Origin of the sequence: Coprococcus eutactus, assembly GCF_001404675.1 — a bacterium.
In the GTDB taxonomy this organism is placed as follows: Bacteria; Bacillota; Clostridia; order Lachnospirales; family Lachnospiraceae; genus Coprococcus; species Coprococcus aceti.
The window spans coordinates 102,678-128,605 of sequence record NZ_CYXU01000003.1 but is presented as its reverse complement, the minus strand read 5'-3'; the positions used below and the strand labels follow the sequence as shown (position 1 = coordinate 128,605).

Sequence of the window (25,928 nt, the reverse complement as noted above, 5' to 3'; positions counted from 1 at the left end):
CTACTAACCATGATCCATGCCATCACCCGGTATCATAAAGGGGTTTTTTCTTAACATGTTTTTGATTCCCCGACAGTATGAGGGCAAGATAAAGTTGTGCTCATGCGAGGAGAGCTATCAGATAGGCTTTTCGTTATTTGCTCCCCGGGCTGGTGAGATATACAGCAGTGATACATGGAGCGTGGATTTGTTGTCCGCTGACGGCGGGGCGGTCGCTCTTGTCGTCCATTTGGAATGGCAGATGACAAATGCGCTTTGTTGGGGCACTGTAAGTAAGTGACGGAGTATGTCACGATACTTAAGGAGGAAATAAATGGAAAAAAACAACAATAATTCCAACAATATCATTGAATTGAAAAACATTGTCAAGACCTATGACAATGGATTCACAGCAGTTGACGGCTTTAACCTCGAAGTGAAGAGAGGCGAGTTCGTCACGTTCTTAGGCCCTTCAGGCTGCGGAAAAACCACGACACTTAGAATGATAGCAGGATTCGAGATTCCTACTTCAGGAGAGATATTACTGAATGGACAGGATATCAGCAAGCTTCCACCAAATAAGAGACCTATCAACACGGTCTTTCAGAGGTATGCGCTGTTCCCACATCTGAATATCTTTGACAACATAGCATTTGGCCTCAAGCTCAAGAAGCTTCCTAAGGCAGAGATCGTGAAGAAGGTCAAGAAGGTCCTTGAAATGGTTGACCTTGAGGGCTTTGAGGACAGAAAAGTCGCCACGCTTTCGGGTGGACAGCAGCAGAGAATAGCTATAGCGAGAGCTCTTGTCAATGAGCCGGAGATACTTCTTCTGGATGAGCCTCTTGGCGCACTGGATCTCAAGATGAGAAAAGAGATGCAGATAGAGCTCAAGGGAATGCATGACAGGCTGGGAATCACTTTTATCTATGTAACACATGACCAGGAGGAAGCACTCACCATGTCAGACAAGATAGTTGTCATGAGCGAGGGTGAGATACAGCAGATAGGAACTCCTGAAGATATATATAATGAGCCAAAGAATGCATTTGTTGCGGATTTCATAGGCGAGAGTAACATCTTCAACGGAATTATGACGGGCAAGTTAAAGGTAAGATTCTGTGGTGCAGAATTTGTCTGTCTGGATGACGTGGAGATCGGAACAAAGGTGGACGCTGTAGTAAGACCGGAGGATGTGATGATCACTACACCTGAACAGGGCGCTGTAAAGGGAGTTGTGACATCTGTTGTGTTCAAGGGTGTACACTATGAGATCACCGTTGAGTCCGGAAGGAATGAGATAGTTATTCAGACCACAAAGTCCGCCAAGGTTGGAGATAAGGTTGGTCTCAATGTTGAGCCTGATGGAATCCACATCATGATATCAGAGACTGCAATCAACAAGATTGAGAGCTCAGTCAATAGAAATTATGCCCTCGGCGTATTTGACGGTAAGGTATCATGCGACCTCACGGAGATCGTTCCGGGTTCAGCCATGAAGGATGGCGTGCTGGTGGATGCAAATGGTGAGGCGATAGATCGTGAGAAGATCAAGGTAATAGTATCTATACTTCCAGAGGATATCGACATGAGTGATGACGAGGAAGCTGGTATAATCTGCGGACATATCATCAATCTTATATATAAGGGAGACCACTACAGCTATGTGGTGAGAACTGACAATGAGGAGGACTTTATCGTGGATGACGAGTACCTGTGGAACATGGAGGACAGAGTCAGCCTGATAATTCCAGAGGATAAGATGAAGTTTTCACTTAAGAAATAGATGGAGGGATGAACATGAACGGCTTACGTTTTTCAAGAAAACAGCTGGGCATCCCATACGCATTATTTCTCATATGCTTTGTAGTTGCACCACTGTTTGTAATTATTTATTATGCCTTCACCAACGGCGAGGGCAGGTTTACATTTGACAATCTGACGGGATTCTTTACCAGCCCGAACACCATAGGTACTCTGGCGTACAGCTTTCTGCTTGCCATAGTGACTACTCTGGTGTGTCTGCTGCTGGCATATCCGATCGCATATATACTTGCGAGAAGTGAGATGAAAAGGAAATCGGTAATTGTCATGATGTTCGTGCTCCCGATGTGGATCAACTTCACACTGAGGATCACAGCACTCAAGGAGGTACTCACGGTTATAGAGGGCAATCTGGCATTCCACCCGTTTCTCAATTCGGTTATAGGAATGACATATGATTTTCTGCCATTTATGATACTTCCTATATACACAACCATATTGAAGCTTGACGGCAGCCTTATGGAGGCCGCTGTGGATCTTGGGGCAAATAGCTTCCAGACATTTGTCAAGGTCACACTTCCGCTCACCGTTCCGGGAATCGTCAGCGGAATAGTTATGGTATTTTTGCCATCTATGACTAACTATGTTGTGCTTGACATGCTTTACAACAGCACATACATCATGGGTAGTCTGATAGGAAGCTACTTCTCAGCATACAACTGGAACGGCGGTTCCATGATAGCACTCGTCCTTCTTGTGATAATACTTGTATTCACACTTGTGACAAACAAGTACACGGATGATGACGGCGGAAGCAGAGGAGGTGCGTTGTTATAATGAAGAAATGGTCTAAGATTATATTTATATGCATTATGCTTCTTCTCATATATATGCCTATATTGATACTGGCTGTTTACAGCTTTACAACATCGGCAAATATCGGAAGCATTCACGGATGGTCGCTTCACAATTATGTGACTTTGTTCACCAAGGACGAGCTGAGGTCAATGATCGTTGGAACTGTGTTTCTGGCTGCAGGTTCAGCACTGATAGCAACCATACTCGGAACACTCGGTGCCATAGGTGCTTTTTATTCAAAAAAATGGGCTTCAGCATCGATAAATGCCATGAATGAGGTGCCTGTTGTAAATGCAGATGTTGTGACAGGTTTCTCTATATGTATACTGCTCATAGTTGCATTTGGCATGAGCAAGGACAGCTATGTTCCACTTGTCATCGGCCATGTGGTTTTGTCGGCACCTTTCGTATATCTGTCAGTGGTGCCAAAGCTCAAGCAGATGGACAGCAGTCTGTATGAGGCTGCGTTAGATCTGGGAGCTACACCTTTCCAGGGACTCACAAAGGTAGTGATACCTCAGATACTTCCGGGTATTATTTCGGGATTTGCGCTGGCTGTTACACTGTCACTGGATGATTACTTCATCGCGACATACACCAAGCCTGCGACATTTGACACCATAAGTACTTACGTTGTAAATGCGACAAAGGGTTCACAGACGGAAGTTAAGACAGCCCTGTGGGCGCTCTCAACAGTCATTTTTGCACTGGTTGTCATAATCGTTGTGGCTATGAATGTGGCCGGAAGAAAGAAAGAGGTGGAGCGATGATAAGACATAGATGTTTTGGACGTTCGATTTCCAGAAAGCTGGCGGCAGCAGTCATGGCTGTTTCTTTGCTTGCCGGACAGATGCTGCCGGTAATGGCAGCGGAGGATACAGGAGATGCTGCTTCTGTCAAGAGTGACGGCGCATCTGCTACTGAAAAAGAGGTCACTCTCAGGGTGTGCAGCTGGGAAGAGTACATTGACGAGGGTGGTTGGGATGAAGACGAAGCCCTGGAACTGGACAATGGAACAACTATATTTGGTGAGAATTCCATGGTGGAGGATTTCGAGAACTGGTATTACGAGAATTATGGTGTGAAGGTGAATGTTCAGTATTCGTGCTTCGGCACCAATGAGGATCTCTATAATATGCTGACTCTCGGCGATGTGTATGATCTTGTATGTCCTTCGGAGTACATGATCATGAAGCTTATGTCTGAGAACAAGCTTGAGCCTTTGTCCGATGACTTTTTCGATGAGAACAACGACAAGAATTATTATATAAATGGTGTGTCGCCATACATCAGAGATACATTTGAGACGCATGAGATAAATGGAGAGACCTGGAGCAAATATGCAGCTGGCTTCATGTTTGGAATTACGGGAATTCTGTACAATCCGGAGAAGATGACCGCTGACGAGGCGGGAACATGGACAGTCCTCAACAACCCTAAGTTTGCAAAACAGATCACCATAAAAGACAATGTCAGAGATTCCTACTTTGCCGCAGTCGGAGCACTGCAGAGGGACAAGCTGATGGACACTGAATTCAGGGCTCAGGATGATTACTCAGAGCAGCTCAAGGATATCATGAACGATGTCAGTCCTGAGACTATAGCAAAGTCACAGGATCTTCTTCAGGACATAAAGGATAATGTGTATTCATTTGAGACTGACAGCGGTAAGGCAGACATGATAACAGGAAAGGTTGTTGCGAATTACCAGTGGTCAGGAGATGCAGTTTATGCCATGGATCAGGCTGAGGAGGATGGTGTGAAGCTTGACTTTGCGGTCCCTGAGGAGTGCACAAATCTGTACTTTGACGGATGGGTCATGCTGAAAAATGGAATAGACGGTGACGCTGACAGAAAGCAGGCGGCCGAGGCGTTTATCAACTTCGTGTCAAGACCTGACAATGCAGTCCGCAACATGTATTACATTGGTTATACCTCAGTCATAGCAGGTGGGGATGACGATACGGTATATTCTTATCTGGATTACACTTATGGTGCAGAGGATGACGAGGAGGATGTTGTTGATTATCCACTTGGATATTTCTTCACAGGGGACAACTCAGATCCTGACTACGTTCTCAGAGCTCCTGCGGAACAGGTCAACAGACAGCTTGGGGCTCAGTATCCGTCACAGGACGCCATAGAGAGAAGTGCGGTCATGGAGTATTTCGATGAGGATGCCACCAAGGATATCAACCAGATGTGGATCAACATCAGATGCTACAATATCAAAGATGTGCCGACATGGGCATGGTTTATTGTGGCAGCGGTGATCGGTGCACTGGCCGGAGTGATCGTATATCATAAAAGGTCAAAGAAATTTTATCTTGGAAAATAGAATAATATAAAATAAACGGCTGCCTTGATGGTATGTGGTTTTCGGTAAGAAAGGCCATATGCCATCGAGGCAGCCGTTTTAGTTTATGTGAGTGGCAAGGGAAAGGCTGCGTTGTTTCTGTGGTATTACAGCATCGAATAACCATAGCTGTTGACAATGGCTTCTATCTTCTTGCCGGCCTTACACATAGGGCACTCGTCAACGGAATAAGAAGCATAGTCGTCGATATCCTTCTTGCTGAACAGAGAGTGAACCTCGTGGCCTGCAACCTCGTCTGTAGCTGAGAAGATAGCTGATATTCCTGAGATGCTTCCACCGTAGTATTCAATACATTCGATGCTCTGCTTGATTGTCTTGCCGGTGGTTGCCGATGCAAGGAGAAGGAGAACGTTCTTGTTCTTGATCATTGGCTGAAGGTTATCACGGAATATGAGCTGGCCTGAAGAATGAACCTCAGGTGTCATGATGTATATGGTCTGGTGCTGGTTCATGGACACGATACCGTTCTCTGTGAGGGCATTTGCGAGGTAAGCACCGATAACCTCTGTTCCGTCCATGCAGACGATGGTGTCAACGATCGTTGTTGCAACATACTCTGTAGCCATGGATTTGGCAGCAGCGAGAGCCATCTTTCTTCTGCTTTTGATGGTTGTCATATCGATGTATCTGTTGATGTGGGAATGGTTAGTTGCAAAATGTCCGTCAACTACCTTGATGTCCAGTGCATTATTATAAGACGATGTGATCTTGGTTGTCATGTTTTCCATAGTTTAAATTCTCCTTTTCTATTATTATGTTGTCTGTAAATAAAACAGTAATTTCCTAGACTATTTCCAGCACGGTGTTGACCAGCAGGTCATCCTGTTTTGGATTCATAAAACAGAATCTTATGTATTTGTTGTCAAGTCCGCCTATATCAGCACAGCTTCGTATATAAAGACCCTTTGGCATGCAGTAATCCACCACATCACCCGCGGAAATAGCATCCCTCAGGATACGGATCAGTATGAAGTTGGCGGCCGGTTTGTACAGCTTGATCGACTTGTGGGTGGACAGTGCCGAGTACACAAGGTTGCGCTCGGTTCTGATGAGCTCTCTTGATTCGGCAATGTATTTTTCGTCGGTGAACATGGCGACTCCGGCGGCCTCCACAAGCTTGCCTATCGCAAATGGCAGTCCGGTGATCTCAAGTGTTTTCTTGAGAACAGGATTCGATGTGATCATATATGCCAGCCTGAGTCCGGGAACTGCAAAAAATTTCGTTGTGTTTCGCAGCACGATAACATTCTCGTATTCCGATGTGAGAGGAATGGCAGAATTACTCTCCAGATCATCAACAAAATCCATGTATTCCTCGTCAACGACCATGGTTATGTTATTGCCATCGCATATCTTGGCTATAAATTCCAAAGACTCTGCATCGATTATCTGTGATGTTGTACCATTAGGATTCGATATAAATATAATATCGATGTCCTCTGACAACTTCGATATAAAATCTGCGATGTCGAGGGTGAAATCCTCCTCCTCAGGTGTGGAGTAGTAGATTATCTCACAGCCGTTCATAGAGAGCAGCTTTTCGTAATTCTGTGCTCCAGGTGTTATCAGAATAGCTTTCTTAGGCGAGGTAAATTCGCACAGTATTTTGACAAATTCATAGGAGCTACCGCCGACGATTATGTCGTCTGTCTTTGCTCCGGAGTATGCGGATATGGCCTCCTTTAATTTCTTTGTGGTGTGATCAGGGTATACTGATAACTGACTCATGTTGTCCGCAATAGCTTTAGTAACAGATTCGGGAACTCCCAGTGGATTCATGTTAAGATCTGCACGAACAGTTTCGACCTGACTGAGGAGATTCTCTGTTTTTAGATTGATAACCCCATTTTTCATAAAAAAACCCCTTTTTCAGTTGTTTTAAGTTATTTTTCTGTATATATTGTTTAAAAAGAGACAATATTTTGTTATAATCTGAATATATGTCTTTTTGTCAATTATACCGATTGGAAGCTTCAAATACAACCACTATGAGTGATTTTTGACAAAAAGACAATAGAAATAGATACAGGAGACCAGACGATGAAGGGAATAGTTGAACAGTATGCTCGTGGTGAGTTTAAGGTTGACAGACCAGCGGTAGCCATATCAGTCAGCAAGATAGAATTGAATATCGAGGCGGGAACTGTGTATGATGGAGAGTTTACAGTGGATTCTTCAAACGGTTGTGCAGTGAAACTGATGGTATACGACAGCCGCTATATACTGGATTTCAAGAGTCACACATTTGTGGGCAGGAAGAACAGAGTCAGCTATTCATTTGACGCCCGAGGAATCGAGCAAGGCAAATCCTTCAAGGGTCATATAAATATAATCACTGATGGGGGAGAGTTTATCATCCCTTATCATATAGCTATAGTCGCTCCATATATTCAGGTCGAGGGTAAGAAGCTCGAGGATCTGTTCCAGTTTGCAGCATATGCAGAGGAGAACTGGGAGGATGCCATAAGGATATTCGGAAGCGAGGATTTTGTGCGCACTTTTATAGGCAGGGATGAAAAGCTTCAGAGGGTGTATGACACACTGGGAATGTCACTGTCCATAGGACAGGCCATGGAGGAATTCCTTGTGTATACACACAAGAAGAGGGCACTCACACTGTCCGTGGCTCAGAACGATCTGCTGGTTGAGATGCCATCCGAATTGGTCAGGGCATCGGTTACAATCACCAAGAACACCTGGGGCTACACGAATACCAAGATAGCATCGGACTGCGATTTCCTCATACCGGAGACCAGCGTGCTGAAGTGGAACAGCTTCGATGGCAACACATTTGACCTCAGTTTCCTCATAGATCCGCAGAAGATCCACGACGGGGAGTCATCGGGTTACATTTATATATGGAACACTTATCAGAATATGAGAATACAGGTGAGCATCAGAAAGCCTGAGGTCATCAAGATGACTCCAAAGAGCAGGCAGACGAGATTCACCATCAAGAGGGCGGAGGAGGCTCTGATCCGTGCATATATTGACTTCAGAACGGACAAGATCGATCTGAAGAAGTACATAGCGGAGACCAGGGATGCCCTGAACACCCTTATAAAATACAGACCGGAGTATGGCATGTACAGGCTGGGACTGCTCCATATGCAGATCCTGGAGGGACACACGGAATTTGTCGAGCAGGAATTTCTGAGAATAGATGCGGATGCCAATTTCACAAGCATGGAGGACATGGAGAAGTGTTATCTCAGTTACCTGAAGTCGCTTCTGCGCAGGGAGAAGTTCATCATAGACAGAACTGCTGCAATGGTCAGAGAAAGATTTGAGGCAAATGACAAGAACAGGCTGTTCTATTTCTGGATACTGTTATTTGTGGATGTGAATTATACAGAGGACAAATGGGTTCTCTACGAGGATATACAGAAGCTGTTTAACTCAGGTGTAAACAGTCCGGTAATATACTTTGAGATATGCGACATGTTCAACAAGCAGCCTCTCATGATGAAGAAGATCGCACCGCTTGAGATCGCAGCCCTCAGATGGGGCATGAGAAATGAATTTGTCTCAGAGGATGTCATCGTGGAGTTTGTCAAGACTGCTTCGAGACAGAAGGATTTTGACGAGCAGGCATTTAAGATGCTTGAGCAGATATACGATATGAGGCATGACAGGACGACTCTGGATGCCATTTGTGGAATACTGATCAAGAATAAGATGTACGATCCGTGTTATCACAGATATTACAGTGACGCATCGGACAAGGATCTCAAGTATGTTGGCCTGAATGAATGCTTTATCAGGAGCATGGACAAAAACCACTACGATGAGATACCGGAGGCTATACTCAGATATTTCAGTTACAAGAACGTTTTGACGGACGAGGAGCTGGCATATATATATGCAAATGTCATCATGAACAAGGAGAACCAGAAGTCGGTGTACAGAGATTTTGTCCCTGCCATTGAGCGTTTCATGGAGAAGATGATACTTCAGGGAAATGTGAGCGATGACCTGACAGTCATATACGATGAATTCCTTGATCCTGATACGGTGAAACCGGAATTTGCCACAAAGCTCATCAACATAATATTCAAGAGAAAGTTCGTGTGTGATAATGAGAATATAACACACATACTGGTATCCCACAGTGAGCTTGGCGGAGAGGTCAAGGTTCCGGTGGTTAATGGTGAGGCATATGTAGAGATAATATCGCCGTCTGCCATAGTCACACTTCTGGATGACAACGGCGGCAGATATGTGAGCACCGTACAGTACAGAATGGAGAGAATCGTAGACGAGAGGAGCTATCTGGACATTTGTCACGAGTACAGTCCAAGGGATTACAGATACCTGTTGTTCCTCTACAACGATATAGATATATTTACACACAGGGATGCAAAGGAGATAAATCTTGCCAGAGATATCGCACTCTGCCCTGAGGTGAGCTACAGGGTGAGACAGGAAGCGCTTACCCATATGGTTGAGTATTATCATGAGAATTTCGATGCGGACATTCTCGGAAAATATTTGTCCAAGATAGATCTGGATTACGTGGATCCTTCATATGCTTCCAGGATAAATACATATTATATAGCTCTGGATATGTATGAGAATGCATTTGAGGGAATGTACAGATTTGGCTATGTGGATGTGGATATAGATGAGCTGATCAAGATAGCCGAGTTTGGAATCGATGACAAGAGATACGATGAGAGCAGGCTGCTCATATCCATATGCGTGTATATATACAGGAGAGGGTACGCCGGACAGAAGATACTGTCATATCTCATCAACAATTACAACGGATCACTCGAGGAGATGGCAAATCTCTTCAAGTCGGTCAATTCAAATTACAGAAATATTGATATGCTGTCTGAGAACATACTCGCACAGATGATGTTCGCGGACGGATATATAGAGTCCATATACGATATATTTGAGGTGTACTATCGCGGCCGCAGCCGAGGCATGGTGGTGAAAGCTTTCCTCAGATATTGCGCGCACCAGTATTTTATAAAGGATCAGAAGATCCCTTCATATATAATGGAGGATCTGTACAAGGAGATCGCCAAGGGCAATATAAAGGACGAGATATCCAGAATGAGCCTGCTGTATTATTTTAGCAACCGAAGTGGACGATACACTGAGGAGCAGCAGGAATGGATCAAGGCAAATGTAAAACAGTTTATAGAATACAGCAAGATACTTCCGTTCTTCAGAAAATTTGAGTCGATCGTAAAGCTGCCAGGGGATATGAGATTCAAGACATATGTCATATTCAAGGGTGAAAGCGGAAAGCAGGTATGGGTCAGCTACAGCTTTGGACAGGAGAGCAGCAGTATGGCAAACTACAAATCCGAGAGGATGAATGAGATAATTCCGGGAGTGTATGTTAAGGAAGTTGTCGTATTCCACGGAGAGTCGCTTGTCTACTCCATCGATGGAGTGGTTGGAACTTCAGTCGTGGTTGAGAGCGACATACTCAAAAATGAGACATTCCATAAGGATGGAAGCAGCAGCTTTGAACTTATCAATAGCATGCTGGTTAGCCAGGAGACAAGAAATGACCATGAGCTCATACAGGCAATGGACACATATCTGTACAACAGCCATTTCTTCGACGCCAATTTGATGTTGCTTTAACTTTTTGATTTTTCACAAGGAGGGGCATAATTTATGTCTGACACACAGTTATATCTGGGTCTGGATCTTGGCCCGGAATATACACAGCTTAGTTATTATAATGTTGACACGCGGGAGCCGGAATCGGTGTACCACAAGGAGGCGAGGGATACATATATGCTCCCTAACATCATGTTCTACAGCGCGTACAACAAAAAGTCGGATGACGGACAGAGTGAAGCTTACAAGTTCATAGATCTGGCTGGCTGGTGTGCAGGGGCGAAGGCTTCAGCCTGCAGGTTCGAGGAAAATGGAACGGTTGTGGATCAGGTGTATGAGCGTACCCTGAGAAATGAGAATATAGAAGTTGCGGGGCGTAATTATAAGGCGGGAGATCTTCTTGTGAAGATGATGATACTGCATATAAGACAGTTTACCGAGCAGTTTGAGAGTTTTGTGATAAAGAAACTGACAGTCACAGTGGCTGACACAGATCCGCGCATCATAGCTGCAGTCAGAGGACTTAAGTCGGCACTCCGTCTGACCCATGACCAGTTTAATATAGTGAGCCACCTTGACAGTGGCCTGTGCTATATATTTGCACAGCCTGAGCCGCTCAGGAATAACAGCGTGGGACTGTTTGATTTCGGCAGGAGCGGGCTGGATTTTTACAGGATAGATATGACAAGGAAATATCCTTTGATAGTGACCGTTGAGCATGTGAACTTCCATGACAGGATGAACATGAAAAGATTTGGAAAATACCATGAGGATATGGATGAGGCATTTGCGGATATAGTTAAGGAATGTATGTCACAGGTGTTTATATCCTCTGTATTCCTCACGGGAATAGGATTTGCTGACAACTGGATGAAGCAGTCGGCGTCGGTCCTGTGTCAGGGCAGAAGGGTATTTGTTGGACAGAATATATATACAAAGGGTGCATGTTACAGATCGCTTGGCGGTGTGTACACGGAGGCGCTCAGCAGATATTTTATAGATACGGAGCAGACGGTCAAGACAAATATCGGCATAAATCTCATGGATGAGAAGAAGACGTTCTGGCCGATAGCATACGGCGGGCTTGAGTGGTTCAACACCCGCGGAAGCATAGAGGTATTCCTCGACAACACAAGAAGGATACAGATCGTATACCAGGATATACTGACTGAGGAAGAATGGCGGGAGACTGTGGAGATATACGGACTTCCGGCGAGACCAAAGAAGACGACAAAGCTGTCGATATCCGTGGAGTATTATGGTGCGGATAAGGGCGCGATAGTCATCCGTGATCTTGGATTTGGAAGTTTGTATCCTACCACAAATAAGATATACAGAAAAGAATTTGACATAGGAGCCATCAGGAGAAAGCATGCGGAGAAGCTTGAGGCGGCGCGAAGGGAAGAGGAGCTCAGGATACGCATGGGTGACACCGAGGAACTGAGAGGCGAAGATCCGGCGGTGGAGCATGGTAATGCAAAGACGGTGGAAGCCGAGCCGGAGGTACATGAAGAGCCTGTGGTATATTACGGAACAGCGTCACCTGTGGAGCCGGAGACTGTGGAAGAGCCGGATGATTTCGGAACGGAAGCAGAGGATGTTGTGGAAGAGATTGACGACGATGCGGGGGATATGACGGAGGCTGAAGAGTTAGAAGATGATGCGGTCTCTGATCCTGAGAACATTTCAGATGAAATTGATGATGACGAAACGGAATCAGTGGATGCTGCATATGAGGTAGATGATGACGAAACGGAATCAGTGGATGCTGCATATGAGGTAGATGATGACGAATCAGAATCAGATGACATTACAGACGATGCAGATGACAGCGAGATTGAGATCGACGAGTCAGAGCCGGACGATGAAGAAACCATAGATGAAGAGGATCTGGATGACGAAGATTCCGATGAGTATGAGCAGAGTGCGTTCAGCATCCCGTCATACCTCAGAGGACAGCATTTTGATCCGGGAGAGTGATACACATATGAGTGGAATTATTATTTGTAAGACAAAGACAGCGGACAATCCGTACACATTCCTCAATACGAAGATAACCATATATTCATATGAGGAGCTGTGCTACTACATATTCAACAATATGGTGCTCATAGGTAAAGACGACCTTGCGGACAGACTCAGCACCTGGCTGAGAACGGCCATAGACATGGAGGATCTTGCAGACAAGATAGACGCGCTCAATGCCAAGAATGCGTATATCCAGGATATCATGGTGGAGATACTTACATTTGGTGAGTTCTACAGCAAGGATGAAGTGAAGGAATTCATGGACGAGTGCAAGAGAATCAGGACTCTCAAGCCGTATGAGCTGGACAAGAAGAGAGCTGACAGCTACATGATGTACAAGCATTACATCAAGGCTGACGCCATATACGATGACATCATAGAGTACAAGGAGTCACATGGTGAGTACGATGAGTTCCTTGGAAATATATATCACAACAAAGGCGTTGCGCTGGCGGGCAATCTTCAGCTTGAGGAGGCAAAGGATGCTTTCATCAGAGCATTTGCGCTGAATAAGAACAATGAGTCATTGATAGAATACTTCTGTGTAATGGCGGTGACGGTGGACACGGCGACACTCCAGAGGGAGATAAGAAAGCGCGGTATGCCGGCCGGATTCCTGGACGATCTGATGAACGAGATCGCTGATTCAAAGGAGGATGTACATGAGATGTCCATATACAACAAAGTCCAGAAGGCTGTGTACAACAGAATGCACGGCGACATAGAGGACTATGACAGGCGTATGAATTCCATCCTGAGTGCACTCAAGGATCAGTTCAGAAACCAGATAGGATGACTTTGTGCTTGACGTACAGCCAGCCTATGTTGTACTATCACAATGAATAAAGAAGATATATGCAAATGCTGTGACGAAGAGGAGTAGCATGTGGAGTCAGACAGAGAGAATGGTTCGTGGGCTGTGAGACCGTTCCTGACAGAGACTTGTGAAGGTAGCTTCTGAGCTGCATGGCTGAAAGATCATGATAAGGATAGGCCATGCCGGGGCGTTCCCGTTATAGGATAAGATGAGATACAAAACAAGGTGGTAACGCGAATATTTACTCGCCCTTCTGACAGAATGTCCGGAGAGCGGGTTTTTTTGTGAAAAATTTTGTAAAAGTATATATCAACATGTAAGAGATCAGGAAAAATAGAAAGGAAGAATGAGATGAAAGAGTTAGAGAAGACATATGATCCTTCCCAGATAGAGGACAGACTCTACAGAAAGTGGGAGGAGAAGAAGTATTTTCACGCAGAGGTTGACAGGAGCAAGAAGCCATTTACTATCGTAATGCCACCTCCAAATGTAACAGGACAGCTCCACATGGGACATGCCTTGGACAATACAATGCAGGATATACTTATCAGATTCAAGAGAATGCAGGGCTACTCAGCACTGTGGCAGCCTGGTACAGACCACGCAGCCATCGCAACCGAGGTTAAGGTTACAGAGAAGCTGAAGGAGCAGGGAATAGATAAGAAAGAGATCGGCCGTGAGGAGTTCTTAAAGCATGCATGGGCATGGAAGGAAGAGTACGGCAACCGTATCGTGAGCCAGCTCAAGAAGATGGGTTCATCCGCTGACTGGGACAGAGAGAGATTCACCATGGACGAGGGATGTTCCAAGGCAGTCAAGGAAGTATTTGTAAGACTGTACGAGAAGGGCTACATCTACAAGGGCTCAAGGATCATCAACTGGTGTCCTGTATGTAAGACTTCCATATCAGATGCTGAGGTTATACATGAGGAGCAGGACGGATTCTTCTGGCATATCAACTATCCTGTAGTTGGAGAGCCTGGAAGATTTGTGGAGATAGCAACCACAAGACCGGAGACACTTCTCGGAGATACAGCCGTTGCAGTAAATCCTGACGATGAGAGATACACAGATATAGTAGGAAAGATGCTGGAGCTGCCACTTACAGACAGACAGATCCCGGTTATCGCAGATCCATATGTTGACAAGGAGTTTGGAACAGGATGTGTAAAGATCACACCTGCACATGACCCTAACGACTTCGAGGTTGGAAAGCGTCACAATCTTGAGGAGATAAATATACTGAACGATGATGCAACCATAAATGAGCTCGGAGGCAAGTATGCAGGCATGGATCGCTACGAGGCAAGAAAGCAGATGGTGGCAGACCTTGACGCACTGGGACTTCTCGTAAAGGTAGTTCCACACAGCCACAACGTAGGAACACATGACAGATGTAAGACAACTGTAGAGCCTATGATCAAGCCTCAGTGGTTCGTCCGCATGAAGGAGATGGGACAGGCAGCACTTGACATCATCAAGACCGATGAGCTCTCATTTGTGCCTGAGCAGTTCGACAAGACATACATCCACTGGCTTGAGAATATCCGTGACTGGTGTATATCAAGACAGCTTTGGTGGGGACACAGAATCCCTGCATGGTACTGTGACGAGTGCGGCGAGACCATCGTCAGCCGTGAGACACCTACAGTATGTCCAAAGTGCGGATGCACACATCTCACACAGGATGAGGATACGCTCGATACATGGTTCTCATCTGCACTGTGGCCATTTTCAACACTTGGCTGGCCGGATAAGACACCTGAGTATGAATACTTCTATCCTACAAGCGTGCTTGTAACCGGATACGACATCATATTCTTCTGGGTAATCCGTATGGTATTCTCAGCACTTGAGCAGACAGGCAAGAGCCCGTTCAAGCATGTGCTGATCCACGGACTTGTAAGAGACGACCAGGGACGTAAGATGAGTAAGTCACTTGGAAATGGTATTGACCCGCTTGAGGTTATAGATAAGTACGGTGCAGACGCCCTTCGTCTGACACTTATAACAGGAAATGCTCCTGGAAACGACATGCGTTTCTACTGGGAGAGAGTTGAGAATTCCAGAAACTTTGCAAATAAGATCTGGAACGCAACACGTTTCATCATGATGAATATGGAGAAGGCAGATTTCACAAATGTGAAGCTGTCAGACCTGACAATAGCTGACCGCTGGATCCTGTCCAAGGTCAACACACTTGCAAAAGAGATGACAGACAACATGGAGAAGTTCGAGCTTGGTATCGCTGTATCCAAGGTATACGACTTCATCTGGGAGGAGTTCTGTGACTGGTATATCGAGATGGTTAAGCCTCGTCTCTACAACGATGAGGATGAGACAAAGGCAGCAGCACTCTGGACACTTAAGACAGTTCTGATCCAGGCACTTAAGCTTCTTCATCCATACATGCCATTCATCACAGAGGAGATCTTCTGCAACATTCAGGACGAGGAGGAGTCGATCATGATCTCCAAGTGGCCTGAGTACACAGACGAGTGGAACTTTGAGGCTGACGAGGCCGCTGTTGACACTATCAAGGCAGCAGTCCGTGCCATCAGAAACCTTCGTACAGGAATGAACGTACCACCTAGCAGAAAGGCAAAGGTATATGTCGTATCTGCAAAGGAGGACGTGAGACATATATTTGAGTCATCAAAGAGCTTCTTTGCCACACTGGGTTATGCCAGCGAGGTACACGTTCAGGAGGACAAGACAGGAATCGATGAGAATGCAGTATCAACACTGATCCACGATGCCGCTGTATACATTCCTCTTGAGGAGCTTGTGGATATCGACAAGGAGATCGAGCGACTTGAGAAGGAGGCTGCTAAGCTTGCCGGAGAGATCAAGCGTGCATCAGGAATGCTTGCAAATCCAAAGTTCGTTGACAAGGCCCCAGCCGCAAAGGTTGAGGAGGAGAAGGCAAAGCTTGCCAAGTACACTGAGATGTCTGAGCAGGTTGCCGAGCGTCTTGCACAGCTTAAGAAGTAATTATAAGGTCCCGACAGACGGAATTGGCTTTTCGCCTGCCGGGATCTTCGCTTTTATTGTGTCGATGAGACATTTCCTTCATATCATATAACAGAAGAGGTTTTTCTGTCGGTATGAAGGAGGTGGAAAAATGGGATTCACAAGTATTCCCATACGCAACATCATACGTGAAGCTGTTGCAAGGGGCGGCATAATAGTGGATGTCAGGGACCGCGATGAATTTCTGGAGGGACACATCCCCATGGCGGTAAATATTCCATTTGAGTTGATAGAAGCGGGGGAGTATACTCTTCCCAAAAGCAAATATCTGCTGGTATACTGTGCTCATGGGGTGAGCAGCATGAAGGCTGCGCTCATCATGAGCGAGGATGGATACAGAGTTATCAACACGGTGGGAGGCCTGGCGCAGTACAGAGGCCCGCTCACAAGACAGCGATAGAACAAATATACAACCCACAGAAAGGGCAGGAAATGAGTAGAGTAGAACTTATAGCTCCATGTCATTTTGGACTGGAGTCGGTACTGAAAAAAGAAATACTTGATCTTGGATACGAGATAGTCCAGGTGGAGGACGGAAGGATCACATTTGCCGGAGACGAGAGTGCGATTGCAAGGGCAAATATTTTTATAAGGACAGCCGAGCGTATCATGCTCAAATGTGGCAGCTTCAAGGCCGCCACATTTGACGAGCTGTTCGAGGGAACAAAGGCCATCGCCTGGGAGAAGTATCTGACAAGGGATGCAAAATTCTGGGTGTCCAAGGCGACATCAAACAAGAGTGCACTCTTCAGTCCATCGGATATACAGTCCATAGTCAAGAAGGCTATGGTTGAGAGATTGAAGCAGACATACAGAGTGTCATGGTTCACGGAGGATGGCGCAAGCTATCCGGTGAGAGTATTTATATTCAAGGATATAGTGACCATAGCACTTGACACGTCAGGTGTGTCACTTCACAAGAGGGGATACAGAAAGCTGGTTGGAAAGGCTCCTATATCGGAGACGCTGGCGTCCGCACTGATCATGCTCACGCCGTGGCACAGGGACAGAGTCCTTGTAGATCCGTTCTGCGGAAGTGGAACATTTCCGATAGAGGCTGCCATGATAGGAGCACACATCGCACCGGGAATGGACAGGGAGTTCACGGCCCAGGAGTGGTCCAAGATCTGTGACAAGAAGATATGGTACAATGCGGTGGATGAGGCTCATGATCTCATAGACCACGATGTGAAGATGAACATACAGGGATATGATCTGGATGGCGATATGGTGAAGTGTGCCATGGAGAATGCCAGGGCAGCAGGAGTGGAGCAGCACATCCATTTTCAGCAGAGGGATGTGAAGGATCTGAGGAATCCGAAGAAGTACGGATTTATAATCACAAATCCACCTTACGGAGAGAGACTTGAGGAGAAGGAGGCTCTGCCTGAGCTGTACAGGATCATCGGCGAGAGCTATAGGAATCTTGATGACTGGTCAATGTTCCTCATCACATCGTATACGGATGCGGAGAAGTATATCGGCAGAAAGGCCGACAGAAACCGCAAGATATACAACGGAATGATAAAATCATATTTCTATCAGTTTATGGGACCGAAGCCGCCTAAACGAAGGAGAGAAGAAGCTTGAAGAAATTTGTATATATAATTCTGATCCTTGCCATAGGTGCTCTGGCGTATTACGGAACAAAGGAGCCGTCGGGACGTCTGGAGAAGAACGAGGAGGATCAACACGCAGTTTCCGGCATGTCTGAGAAGCTTGCGGGCGATTACAATGAAGCGGGACTCACACTGTATGTAAATGGCAGTGAGGTGGAAGAGGACGAGTACAAGCCGTATGTAAGCAATAATCTTCACCTTATGATGCCGCTGAAGATGCTCAAGGATAAGATGAAGTGCACATACATAGAGTATGTGAATGGCAGTATCGTGATCAAGAGGAATGAAGGAGTCGCCAGACTGGTGCTTGATTCCCAGGATGCAGAGCTGGACGGCAAGGACGTGAAGATCGCGGATGCGCCGATAAAGAAGGATGACGAGACATTTGTCCCTATAGAGTATATAGCGGACACGCTTGACTATACATGTGAGTACAATTATGACACAGGCCGTGTATCCCTGCAGAAGGTCGGTGAGGACAGTAAGCTGCCGGCCGCCTACGACATGAGAAAAGAGGGCAGGGTCACAGAGGTCAGAGACCAGGGAGACTCGGGAACATGCTGGGCATTTGCGTCGCTGGCTGCGCTTGAGACAACTCTTATGCCGGATGAAAAGCTGCAGTTCTCTGTGGATAACATGACCATGAACAACGGATTTGGCGTTGAACAGTTTGAGGGTGGCCAGTACAGGATGAGTATTGCATATCTTGCATCCTGGAAGGGACCGGTTCTCGAGAAGGATGATCCGTACGGGGATGACAAGACGAACTCCAAGCTTAAGGCCGTGAAGCATTTGCAGGAGGCGGAGATAATTGACGACAAGAATCTGAAGGCTGTGAAAGAGGCAGTGTACACCAAGGGCGGTGTGGAGACTGCGATATACAGCGATATGATAGATGCCGACAGCAGCTCGGAGTATTACAACGAGGAGACTCATGCGTACTATTATGATGGTTCAGAGGGAATCAACCACGATGTGGTAATAGTAGGATGGGATGACAATTACAGCAAGAACAACTTTAACAAGGCGCCGAAGAAAGATGGTGCTTTTATCTGTAAGAACAGTTGGGGAACCGAATTTGGCGAGGATGGATATTTCTATATATCCTACTATGATGCACATATTTGCGAGACCAGCGTTGTGTACACCAGACTTGAGGGTGCAGACAACTACGATAAGATATACCAGTCGGACAAGCTGGGCTGGGTCGGAGTCCTTGGATTTGACCAGGAGGATGCCTACTTTGCAAATGTTTACACGGCAGGCAAGAGCGAGGAGCTCAAGGCTGTGTCATTCTATGCTACTGATGCAAAGACGACATATGAAGTATATGTGGCTACAAATTTTGAGGACACTGACGATCTGGCAAATAAGAAGCTTGTCGCGTCAGGCGAGATGGAGTACGCAGGATACTACACGGTCAACCTGGATGATGTGGTCAAGCTCCCGGATGAAAAGAAATTTGCGGTCATAGTACATATAACCACGCCGGGCAGCAAATACCCGATAGCCATAGAGTATGATGCGGATTCCATGACCGACAGCTTTGACATCTCCGACGGAGAAGGCTATATAAGTCTGTATGGAAATCAGTGGTACAGTGCGGAAAAAGAGAGAAAATGTAACGTCTGCCTCAAGGCATTTACGGATAAGACAGAATAAACAGGAAGCGTATGTAAGCTGTGGGAAAGGAGAACTATTATGGACAAGCTGATATTTGCAACGGGAAATGAAGGAAAGATGAAGGAGGTCCGCATGATACTTGCTGACCTCGGATTTGAGATACAGTCCATGAAAGAGGCTGGGATCGATATAGACATAGTGGAGGACGGACAGACGTTTGAGGAGAATGCTCTGATCAAGGCGAGAGCCATCAGCAAGGAGAGCGGATGCCTGGTGCTTGCGGATGACTCAGGACTTGAGGTCGATTACATGGACAAGGCGCCTGGAATATACAGCGCAAGATTCCTAGGCGAGGACACATCGTACAGGATAAAGAACCAGTACATAATAGACAAGCTGGCCGGGGTTCCAGATTCTGAGAGGACAGCAAGATTCGTGTGTGCTATAGCAGCAGTGTTCCCGGATGGAAGCGAGTACACAGAGCGGGGAACCATAGAGGGAATCATAGGCTACGAGGAGCGCGGCGAGAACGGTTTCGGGTATGACCCTATATTTTACCTTCCAGAGCTGGGCAAGACCACTGCGGAGCTTGATCCTGAGGAGAAGAACAAGATCAGTCACAGGGGAAATGCACTGAGACTGATGAAGAACGTCATCAGAGCGCACAGGGAGAGTAAGTGAGAATCAGGAATAAATCAGTTAATGATCAGTGGGATCGATGGATTCTCGTTAGGAGGAATAGATGAAAGTACTGATAATAAGTGACACTCATGGCAAGAGTAGCTGCTTAAAACAGATACACGATATAGTTGGCGACGTGGACATGCTGATACATCTCGGAGATGTTGAGGGAGATGAAAAGCTGATACATGACCTGTTTGACTGTGAGATCCACATGGTGAGGGGCAACTGCGATTACAACCCGGAGCTCCCGATATATGACGAATTCAACATTGGAGATAAGAGGGCATTTATAACCCATGGACACAGGTACAGTGTGAACAGCGGAATCTCCTATCTGGAGGAACTCATAGATCTGGAGGGATATGACTTCGTGATGTATGGACATACACACCGCCGTGACCTGACGTGCTACAAGGATTCATACATTGTCAATCCGGGAAGTCTGGCTCTGCCGAGGGACAACCGGATTGGAACGTATATGCTGCTTGATTTTGACCAGCACGGAACGCCGTTTTTTGCGCAGAATGAGCTGCCGAGGGTAGAGTCGAATGTGTCAAGTTTTCGAAGAAAATTTGACATGTAGCATCAGCCCTGCCGAAGGCAGCTTTAAATGGCTGATGTTCCATACCGGAGGAGAAGAAGAGGAAGAAGTTTTTTGAGGATCTGTGGGGATAGGGCAGACCGTTCCAGAAAAATAAATAAGGATTGGAAATAGAATGAAGAAACACGATATAGTTGAAGGTGTGATAGACACATATGAGTTCCCGAACAAGGGAAGCTTTCATATGGATGACAGAAAAGTTACAGTTAAGGGCGCAATAAAAGGACAGAAGGTGAGCTGCCGTATAACCAAGCTGAAGAAGGGCAAGGCGGACGGAAGGCTCCTTGAGGTTCTTGAGAAATCTGAGCTTGAGGATGCTTCGCCGGTTTGTTCGCATTTTGGAATGTGTGGTGGCTGCAGTTACCAGACGCTCAGCTACGAGAACCAGCTCAAGGTGAAGGAGGAGCTTGTCAAAGGTCTGCTTGACGGTGTGATAGACAGCGAGGCTCACCCTTATGAGTGGCAGGGGATACTTGCATCTCCTGTGACAAAGGGATACAGGAACAAGATGGAGTTCTCATTTGGCGATGAGTACAAGGACGGCCCGCTGGCGCTTGGACTTCACAAGAAGAACAGCACATACGACATAGTTCAGATGGATGACTGTTATATAGTGAATGATGATCTGAACAAGATAGTGAAATATACTGTCCAGTTCTGCAAGGAGGCGGGACTCCCATATTACAAAAAGATGCAGCACGAGGGGCTTCTGCGCCATCTGGTTATCAGACGTTCGGCGACAAATGGCGATCTGCTGGTGAATCTGGTGACAACCACCCAGAATCTGGCGGCTCTCGACCTTGATGCATACGTGAAGGGGCTGCTGGAGCTGCCACTTGAGGGCAAGATCGCGGGAATTCTCCACACGGAAAATGACTCCATGGCGGATGCAGTCATCAGCGACAGGACAAATCTGCTCTACGGAACAGAGTATATATATGAGACTGTCCTTGGACTTCAGTTCAAGATATCACCGTTCTCTTTCTTCCAGACAAATACAAAGAGTGCGGAGAGACTCTATGACAGGGCACGTTCATATGTGGGTGACACAAAGGATGCAGTCATATTCGACCTCTACAGCGGAACCGGAACGATAGCCCAGCTTCTTGCGCCTGTCGCAAAGAAGGTCATCGGCGTGGAGATAGTTGAGGAAGCCGTGGAGGCCGCCCGTGTGAATGCGGAGCTTAACGGCCTTGACAACTGTGAGTTCATCGCCGGAGATGTACTCAGGGTAATAGATGACATAGAGGACAAACCGGATTTCATAGTGCTTGATCCACCTCGTGACGGAATCAATCCGAAGGCCCTGTTGAAGATCATCAACTATGGTGTGAAGGAGCTTGTGTATATAAGCTGCAAGCCAACATCGCTTGCAAGGGATCTGGAGACTTTGCAGGAGCATGGATATTTTGTGACCAAGGCTTGTGCCGTCGATCAGTTTCCGGGTACTGTTCATGTAGAGTGCGTGACATTGCTCCAAAGGAAAAATACCTGAAACTCCTTGAATTTAGGCACTTTGAGCGACATGTCCTGTTTTCACAAAGTGACCGAAAAGAGAAGAAAAAGGCAATTTCCAACGGAGTAAATGTCCAAGTGGTTGTGAAGGTGTAGTTCGGAAACACAAAAATCTATCGTTCATATTTCATCAATAATAACTAACAATTCAATAAGGTAACAAAGAGGTTTGAGCCGCTTATTTTCAAGTGATTTTGAAAATAAGCGGCTCGTTTTGTTTTGACAGAGATTATCTGGCAAACAGTATTTTTTAGGAGGTAATTGAATTTATGAAGAAAAAGGAAGAATTGTATTCTTGTTCGCAACAAGACCACAATGCAATGGCTGAAACGGATATAAAGATGGTTCCCATTGCGGATTTACACGACTTTGAGGGGCATCCCTTTAAGGTAGAAAATGATATGGCACTTTTTGAGCTGATGCAGAGTATTGAAAAAGAGGGTGTCATTGTTCCAGCATTGGCAAGACCGAGAGCAGAAGGCGGCTATGAGCTGATTGCCGGGCATAGAAGAAAGGCTGCCAGTAAATGGGCAGGTCTTGATGTAATGCCTGTGGTAATCAGAGAACTTGATGATAATCAGGCAGTTATAGCTATGGTAGACAGTAACCTGCAAAGAGAACATTTGAAACCAAGTGAAAAGGCATTTGCTTATAAGATGAAGCTTGATGCGATGAAGAGGCAGGGGGCGAGGACTGATTTAACTTTTTGCCAAGTTGGCGAAAAGTTAGAAAATCCTACATTACAAACGCATTCATTGGCTGGTGGATATGATGCTGATGGAAAATGGATGTTGTTGCAAGATAAAAGCGTCGAAGATGCAATTATAAGAAGTAATCAATCATTGGCAATGCAGACAGGAGAAAGTCAAAGGCAAATATCACGTTATATTCGTCTTACCAATCTCATCCCTAAGCTTCTTGATATGGTAGATGATGGAAAGATTGCTTTTACCATTGCGGTGGAACTTTCCTATCTGACAGAGGAACAGCAGTATGAACTTTATGAAGTTATGGATATGGAGCAATGCACACCGTCATTATCTCAGGCTAATCGTATAAAGCGAATGAGTCAGTATGGAGAGCTGGATATGGATGTAATGTTTCTCATATTAGAGCAGGAAAAGCCAAACCAGAGAGAACAGATTAAATTGCGTGCAGATGCTGTGGAGAAGTATTTTCCGGAAGGATATACACATAAGCAGAAAACAGCGTTGATTGAACAGCTTTTAAAGGAATGGCATGAAAAACAGCAACTTGATAAAACAAAGGGTATTGGTACCAGCCGGGGTAAAGTAAGATAGGAGGTCGTTAAGATGAGCAATGAATTATCTATATTTGAAGCTATGGGCGGAACATACAGAACGGTGGATGGCATTTTGTATCCCAATATTAGTGAGTGTTCGGATAATACTTTATCCGTCACAATCACTGATGTGGGAAAATATGGTCTGATTTGGATTTCTTATATGAAAGAAAATCATATAGACCGATACCGCCACCATATCCGTATGGGGCAGCTTCATCGTAAGGCACAGGAAGTAAATGAGCAGGTTTATGAGATGTTGGATTCAATTATGAATAGGTATTTGGCATCACATAAACCGAAAGACACTAACTCCACAATGGAAATGTGGAAATTAAGAGAGCAGGCTAAACAGCTTGCGGAGGAGGTTATTTATGGAGAGATTGTATACCAGTATCACTAACAAGGAACAGAACAACAATTATTTGCAGACCGGAAGAACGGGAGAAAGAGAGGATTTTATGAGAGAGAATTTATTTATGACTGAAACATTTGAGGCACCTGTTAGGATTGCACTGGATCACGGCTGGAGTTCCATTAAGGGCGAGCATACTTTTATGGAAACTTCGGTGGTGCCTGTAGAATATACGCCACTGACCAATCACGGACTTTTGGAATATAAGGGTAAGAAGTATATTGTGGGTCAGGGCAGACTTGGAAAGCAGGCAACTAAGACCGAGAATGAGAATTACTTTTTGCTGACCTTGGCAGGGATTGCCAAGGAGCTTAAGTATCAGGGTAAGGCACAGGCAGAGCATGTGGAACTGTATGCAGGTGTGCCACTTACCCTGTTTGGTGCGGAGCGTAAGGAGTTTCGTGATTATCTATGGCATAAGGAACGCATTTCTTTTAACTTTGAGGGAGTGCATTATTCTTTTTATATGGATAAGGTTAAGATTTATGCCCAGTGTTATGCGGCTATTGCAAACCGTATGGGAGATATGGACAGACTCAGATGTGTGGATTTGGGTTCTTGGACACTGGATGTGCTTAGTGTCAGAGATAAAATTCCTATGGATAAGGACGCTTACACCTATGAGCTGGGACTGATTACCACCATTGAGCGTATTAAAAAGGATGCCTTACCTACACTTCGCTGTGAAATTCCGGAGGATGATATTATTGATGTTATCCGTGGAAAACAGTCCAATGTAAATGCTGATTTTATTCCATTTATTGAAAAGGGATTGCAGCAGTATGCTGACGATGTGGAAGCAAAGCTTCGTGAGATTAAGGTAGACCTTGCCCATGAGAATATTGTGTATGTGGGCGGTGGTGCATGTGTGATGAAGCGTTTTGGTAGAACAAAGGGTAGAAATATCCAGTATGTAACGGATGTGAAGGCAAATGCAATTGGTTATCGTTATCTTGCTGATAATCTGGGATAGGAGGTACCTATGGGAAATTCAATATCCTTTCGGCTAAATCCGAAATGTGCAAGTGACAGAAAAATCCTTGCATGGCTGGAAGAAAAATCCAGCCAGCCGGGATATATGAATCAGACAGAGCTCATCAAGCAGGCATTAATTACTGCTATGGTGCAGGAGGAAAAAGGTGTCAAAGAAAAGGAAGCTACCCAGTGGATGGACGAAGCAATTCATAAAGCAGCGGAGGAATTTGCAAAGGTTGTGCAGGAAACATCACAGAATGTGGCAAATAATACCTTTGCAGGAGTGATGGGAGCCATGATGCAACAGATGAATATGGGTACCATGAATTTGATGCAGGGGACACAGCCTTTAACCGGAGGATATATGAATTCTACTGTTATCGGTATGAAAGTACCAGTGAATGGTATGTCAACTAATGTTCCCAACATGGTGTCATCTACGACTGAGACACAGGTGCCTGATGATGAGTTGAAAACAGATGATTTCAATGGTATGGATAATGACACGAAGAGTAAGCTGGGTAATCTGTTTGATATGGATGATGATTAAGACGGACAGCGTAAGAAAAGAGCGTATGACGGACTGTCTTACAAAAAGGTGCGATGTAATACACATTTGCCTTATTTGTAGAACAGACCTTTTTCTATGGGAAAAAGTGTCATATGAGTTTCTTACGGAGCCGGCTAAGCCTTCGGCATAAAATAAAGTCTGCTTGCAGGCTTTATTTTTTTGACCGCAAGGCGAAAGAAGCTG

At 45.5% G+C, this 25,928-nt stretch carries 21 protein-coding genes and 1 other annotated feature; of the genes, 19 read left to right on the top strand and 2 right to left on the bottom strand.

All coding sequences use genetic code 11. The features are described 5' to 3' along the window. The first annotated feature begins 55 nt into the window (after nt 1–55). The 5 genes from ARA78_RS07685 to ARA78_RS07665 are packed head-to-tail and all read left to right on the top strand — an operon-like array spanning nt 56 to nt 4,936. Nucleotides 56–280, top strand: a complete 225-nt coding sequence (locus ARA78_RS07685; RefSeq protein WP_015534264.1) for a hypothetical protein — start codon at nt 56–58, stop codon at nt 278–280. 33 nt (nt 281–313) lie between these two features. Beyond that, entirely contained in the window at nt 314–1,762 is a 1,449-nt protein-coding gene (gene potA / locus ARA78_RS07680) for a polyamine ABC transporter ATP-binding protein (protein ID WP_015534263.1), read from the top strand. A 14-nt stretch (nt 1,763–1,776) separates the two neighbouring features. Beyond that, on the top strand, nt 1,777–2,577 hold the full coding sequence (locus tag ARA78_RS07675) for an ABC transporter permease (RefSeq protein WP_015534262.1): 801 nt from the start codon (nt 1,777–1,779) through the stop codon (nt 2,575–2,577). Beyond that, the gene (locus tag ARA78_RS07670; protein ID WP_015534261.1) at nt 2,577–3,368 is read left to right on the top strand and encodes an ABC transporter permease; all 792 of its coding nucleotides are present in this window, start codon (nt 2,577–2,579) and stop codon (nt 3,366–3,368) included. Before ARA78_RS07675 ends, ARA78_RS07670 begins: the two co-directional genes overlap by 1 nt. After that, nucleotides 3,365–4,936: an extracellular solute-binding protein gene (locus ARA78_RS07665; RefSeq protein WP_055271937.1), complete on the top strand. Its 1,572-nt coding sequence runs from the start codon at nt 3,365–3,367 to the stop codon at nt 4,934–4,936. Before ARA78_RS07670 ends, ARA78_RS07665 begins: the two co-directional genes overlap by 4 nt. Nucleotides 4,937–5,061: 125 nt before the next feature. Here ARA78_RS07665 and ARA78_RS07660 read toward each other — a convergent pair whose 3' ends face one another. Both ARA78_RS07660 and ARA78_RS07655 read right to left on the bottom strand, forming a co-directional pair. Next, nucleotides 5,062–5,703, bottom strand: a complete 642-nt coding sequence (locus tag ARA78_RS07660) for a phosphoribosyltransferase (RefSeq protein ID WP_022217543.1) — start codon at nt 5,701–5,703, stop codon at nt 5,062–5,064. 55 nt (nt 5,704–5,758) lie between these two features. Continuing rightward, complete coding sequence (locus tag ARA78_RS07655) at nt 5,759–6,829, bottom strand: pyridoxal phosphate-dependent aminotransferase (protein WP_055222464.1); 1,071 nt, start codon at nt 6,827–6,829, stop codon at nt 5,759–5,761. 186 nt (nt 6,830–7,015) lie between these two features. Between ARA78_RS07655 and ARA78_RS07650 the strand changes: the two genes are divergently transcribed. The 14 genes from ARA78_RS07650 to ARA78_RS07585 all read left to right on the top strand — a co-directional run bounded on the left by ARA78_RS07650 (nt 7,016) and on the right by ARA78_RS07585 (nt 25,724). Beyond that, a complete protein-coding gene (locus tag ARA78_RS07650) occupies nt 7,016–10,582 on the top strand; it encodes a DUF5717 family protein (protein WP_055271936.1) in 3,567 nt (1,188 codons plus the stop codon). Nucleotides 10,583–10,615: 33 nt separating this feature from the next. Continuing rightward, on the top strand, nt 10,616–12,541 hold the full coding sequence (locus ARA78_RS07645) for a DUF5716 family protein (RefSeq protein ID WP_055271935.1): 1,926 nt from the start codon (nt 10,616–10,618) through the stop codon (nt 12,539–12,541). A 7-nt stretch (nt 12,542–12,548) separates the two neighbouring features. Next, nucleotides 12,549–13,385 carry a hypothetical protein gene (locus ARA78_RS07640; RefSeq protein WP_015534255.1) on the top strand — a complete coding sequence of 279 codons (837 nt, stop codon included), beginning with the start codon at nt 12,549–12,551 and terminating at the stop codon, nt 13,383–13,385. 61 nt (nt 13,386–13,446) lie between these two features. Next, nucleotides 13,447–13,662 (top strand) — a binding site (T-box leader). Nucleotides 13,663–13,757: 95 nt separating this feature from the next. Continuing rightward, a complete protein-coding gene (locus tag ARA78_RS07635; protein WP_022217547.1) occupies nt 13,758–16,400 on the top strand; it encodes a valine--tRNA ligase in 2,643 nt (880 codons plus the stop codon). A gap of 130 nt (nt 16,401–16,530) precedes the next feature. Further along, nucleotides 16,531–16,839 (top strand): rhodanese-like domain-containing protein, encoded by a 309-nt coding sequence (locus ARA78_RS07630; RefSeq protein WP_022217548.1) that lies wholly within the window; start codon nt 16,531–16,533, stop codon nt 16,837–16,839. Nucleotides 16,840–16,871: 32 nt separating this feature from the next. Next, a complete protein-coding gene (locus ARA78_RS07625; protein WP_055271934.1) occupies nt 16,872–18,029 on the top strand; it encodes a THUMP domain-containing class I SAM-dependent RNA methyltransferase in 1,158 nt (385 codons plus the stop codon). After that, nucleotides 18,026–19,720, top strand: coding sequence for a lectin like domain-containing protein (locus ARA78_RS07620; protein ID WP_022217549.1), 1,695 nt, complete (start codon nt 18,026–18,028; stop codon nt 19,718–19,720). Before ARA78_RS07625 ends, ARA78_RS07620 begins: the two co-directional genes overlap by 4 nt. Nucleotides 19,721–19,759: 39 nt before the next feature. After that, complete coding sequence (locus ARA78_RS07615; protein WP_055271933.1) at nt 19,760–20,362, top strand: XTP/dITP diphosphatase; 603 nt, start codon at nt 19,760–19,762, stop codon at nt 20,360–20,362. A 61-nt stretch (nt 20,363–20,423) separates the two neighbouring features. Beyond that, on the top strand, nt 20,424–20,948 hold the full coding sequence (locus ARA78_RS07610) for a metallophosphoesterase (protein ID WP_055271932.1): 525 nt from the start codon (nt 20,424–20,426) through the stop codon (nt 20,946–20,948). A 133-nt stretch (nt 20,949–21,081) separates the two neighbouring features. Further along, entirely contained in the window at nt 21,082–22,461 is a 1,380-nt protein-coding gene (gene rlmD, locus ARA78_RS07605; RefSeq protein ID WP_055271931.1) for a 23S rRNA (uracil(1939)-C(5))-methyltransferase RlmD, read from the top strand. Nucleotides 22,462–22,801: 340 nt separating this feature from the next. Next, nucleotides 22,802–23,782, top strand: a complete 981-nt coding sequence (locus tag ARA78_RS07600) for a ParB/RepB/Spo0J family partition protein (RefSeq protein ID WP_055145747.1) — start codon at nt 22,802–22,804, stop codon at nt 23,780–23,782. Between the two features lie 12 nt (nt 23,783–23,794). Next, nucleotides 23,795–24,187 carry a TnpV protein gene (locus ARA78_RS07595; protein WP_022216209.1) on the top strand — a complete coding sequence of 131 codons (393 nt, stop codon included), beginning with the start codon at nt 23,795–23,797 and terminating at the stop codon, nt 24,185–24,187. Continuing rightward, nucleotides 24,159–25,172, top strand: a complete 1,014-nt coding sequence (locus ARA78_RS07590; RefSeq protein WP_055145149.1) for a ParM/StbA family protein — start codon at nt 24,159–24,161, stop codon at nt 25,170–25,172. The genes ARA78_RS07595 and ARA78_RS07590 overlap by 29 nt, the downstream gene beginning before the upstream one ends. A 9-nt stretch (nt 25,173–25,181) precedes the next feature. Next, nucleotides 25,182–25,724: a hypothetical protein gene (locus ARA78_RS07585; protein WP_055271929.1), complete on the top strand. Its 543-nt coding sequence runs from the start codon at nt 25,182–25,184 to the stop codon at nt 25,722–25,724. Nucleotides 25,725–25,928 lie beyond the last annotated feature (204 nt).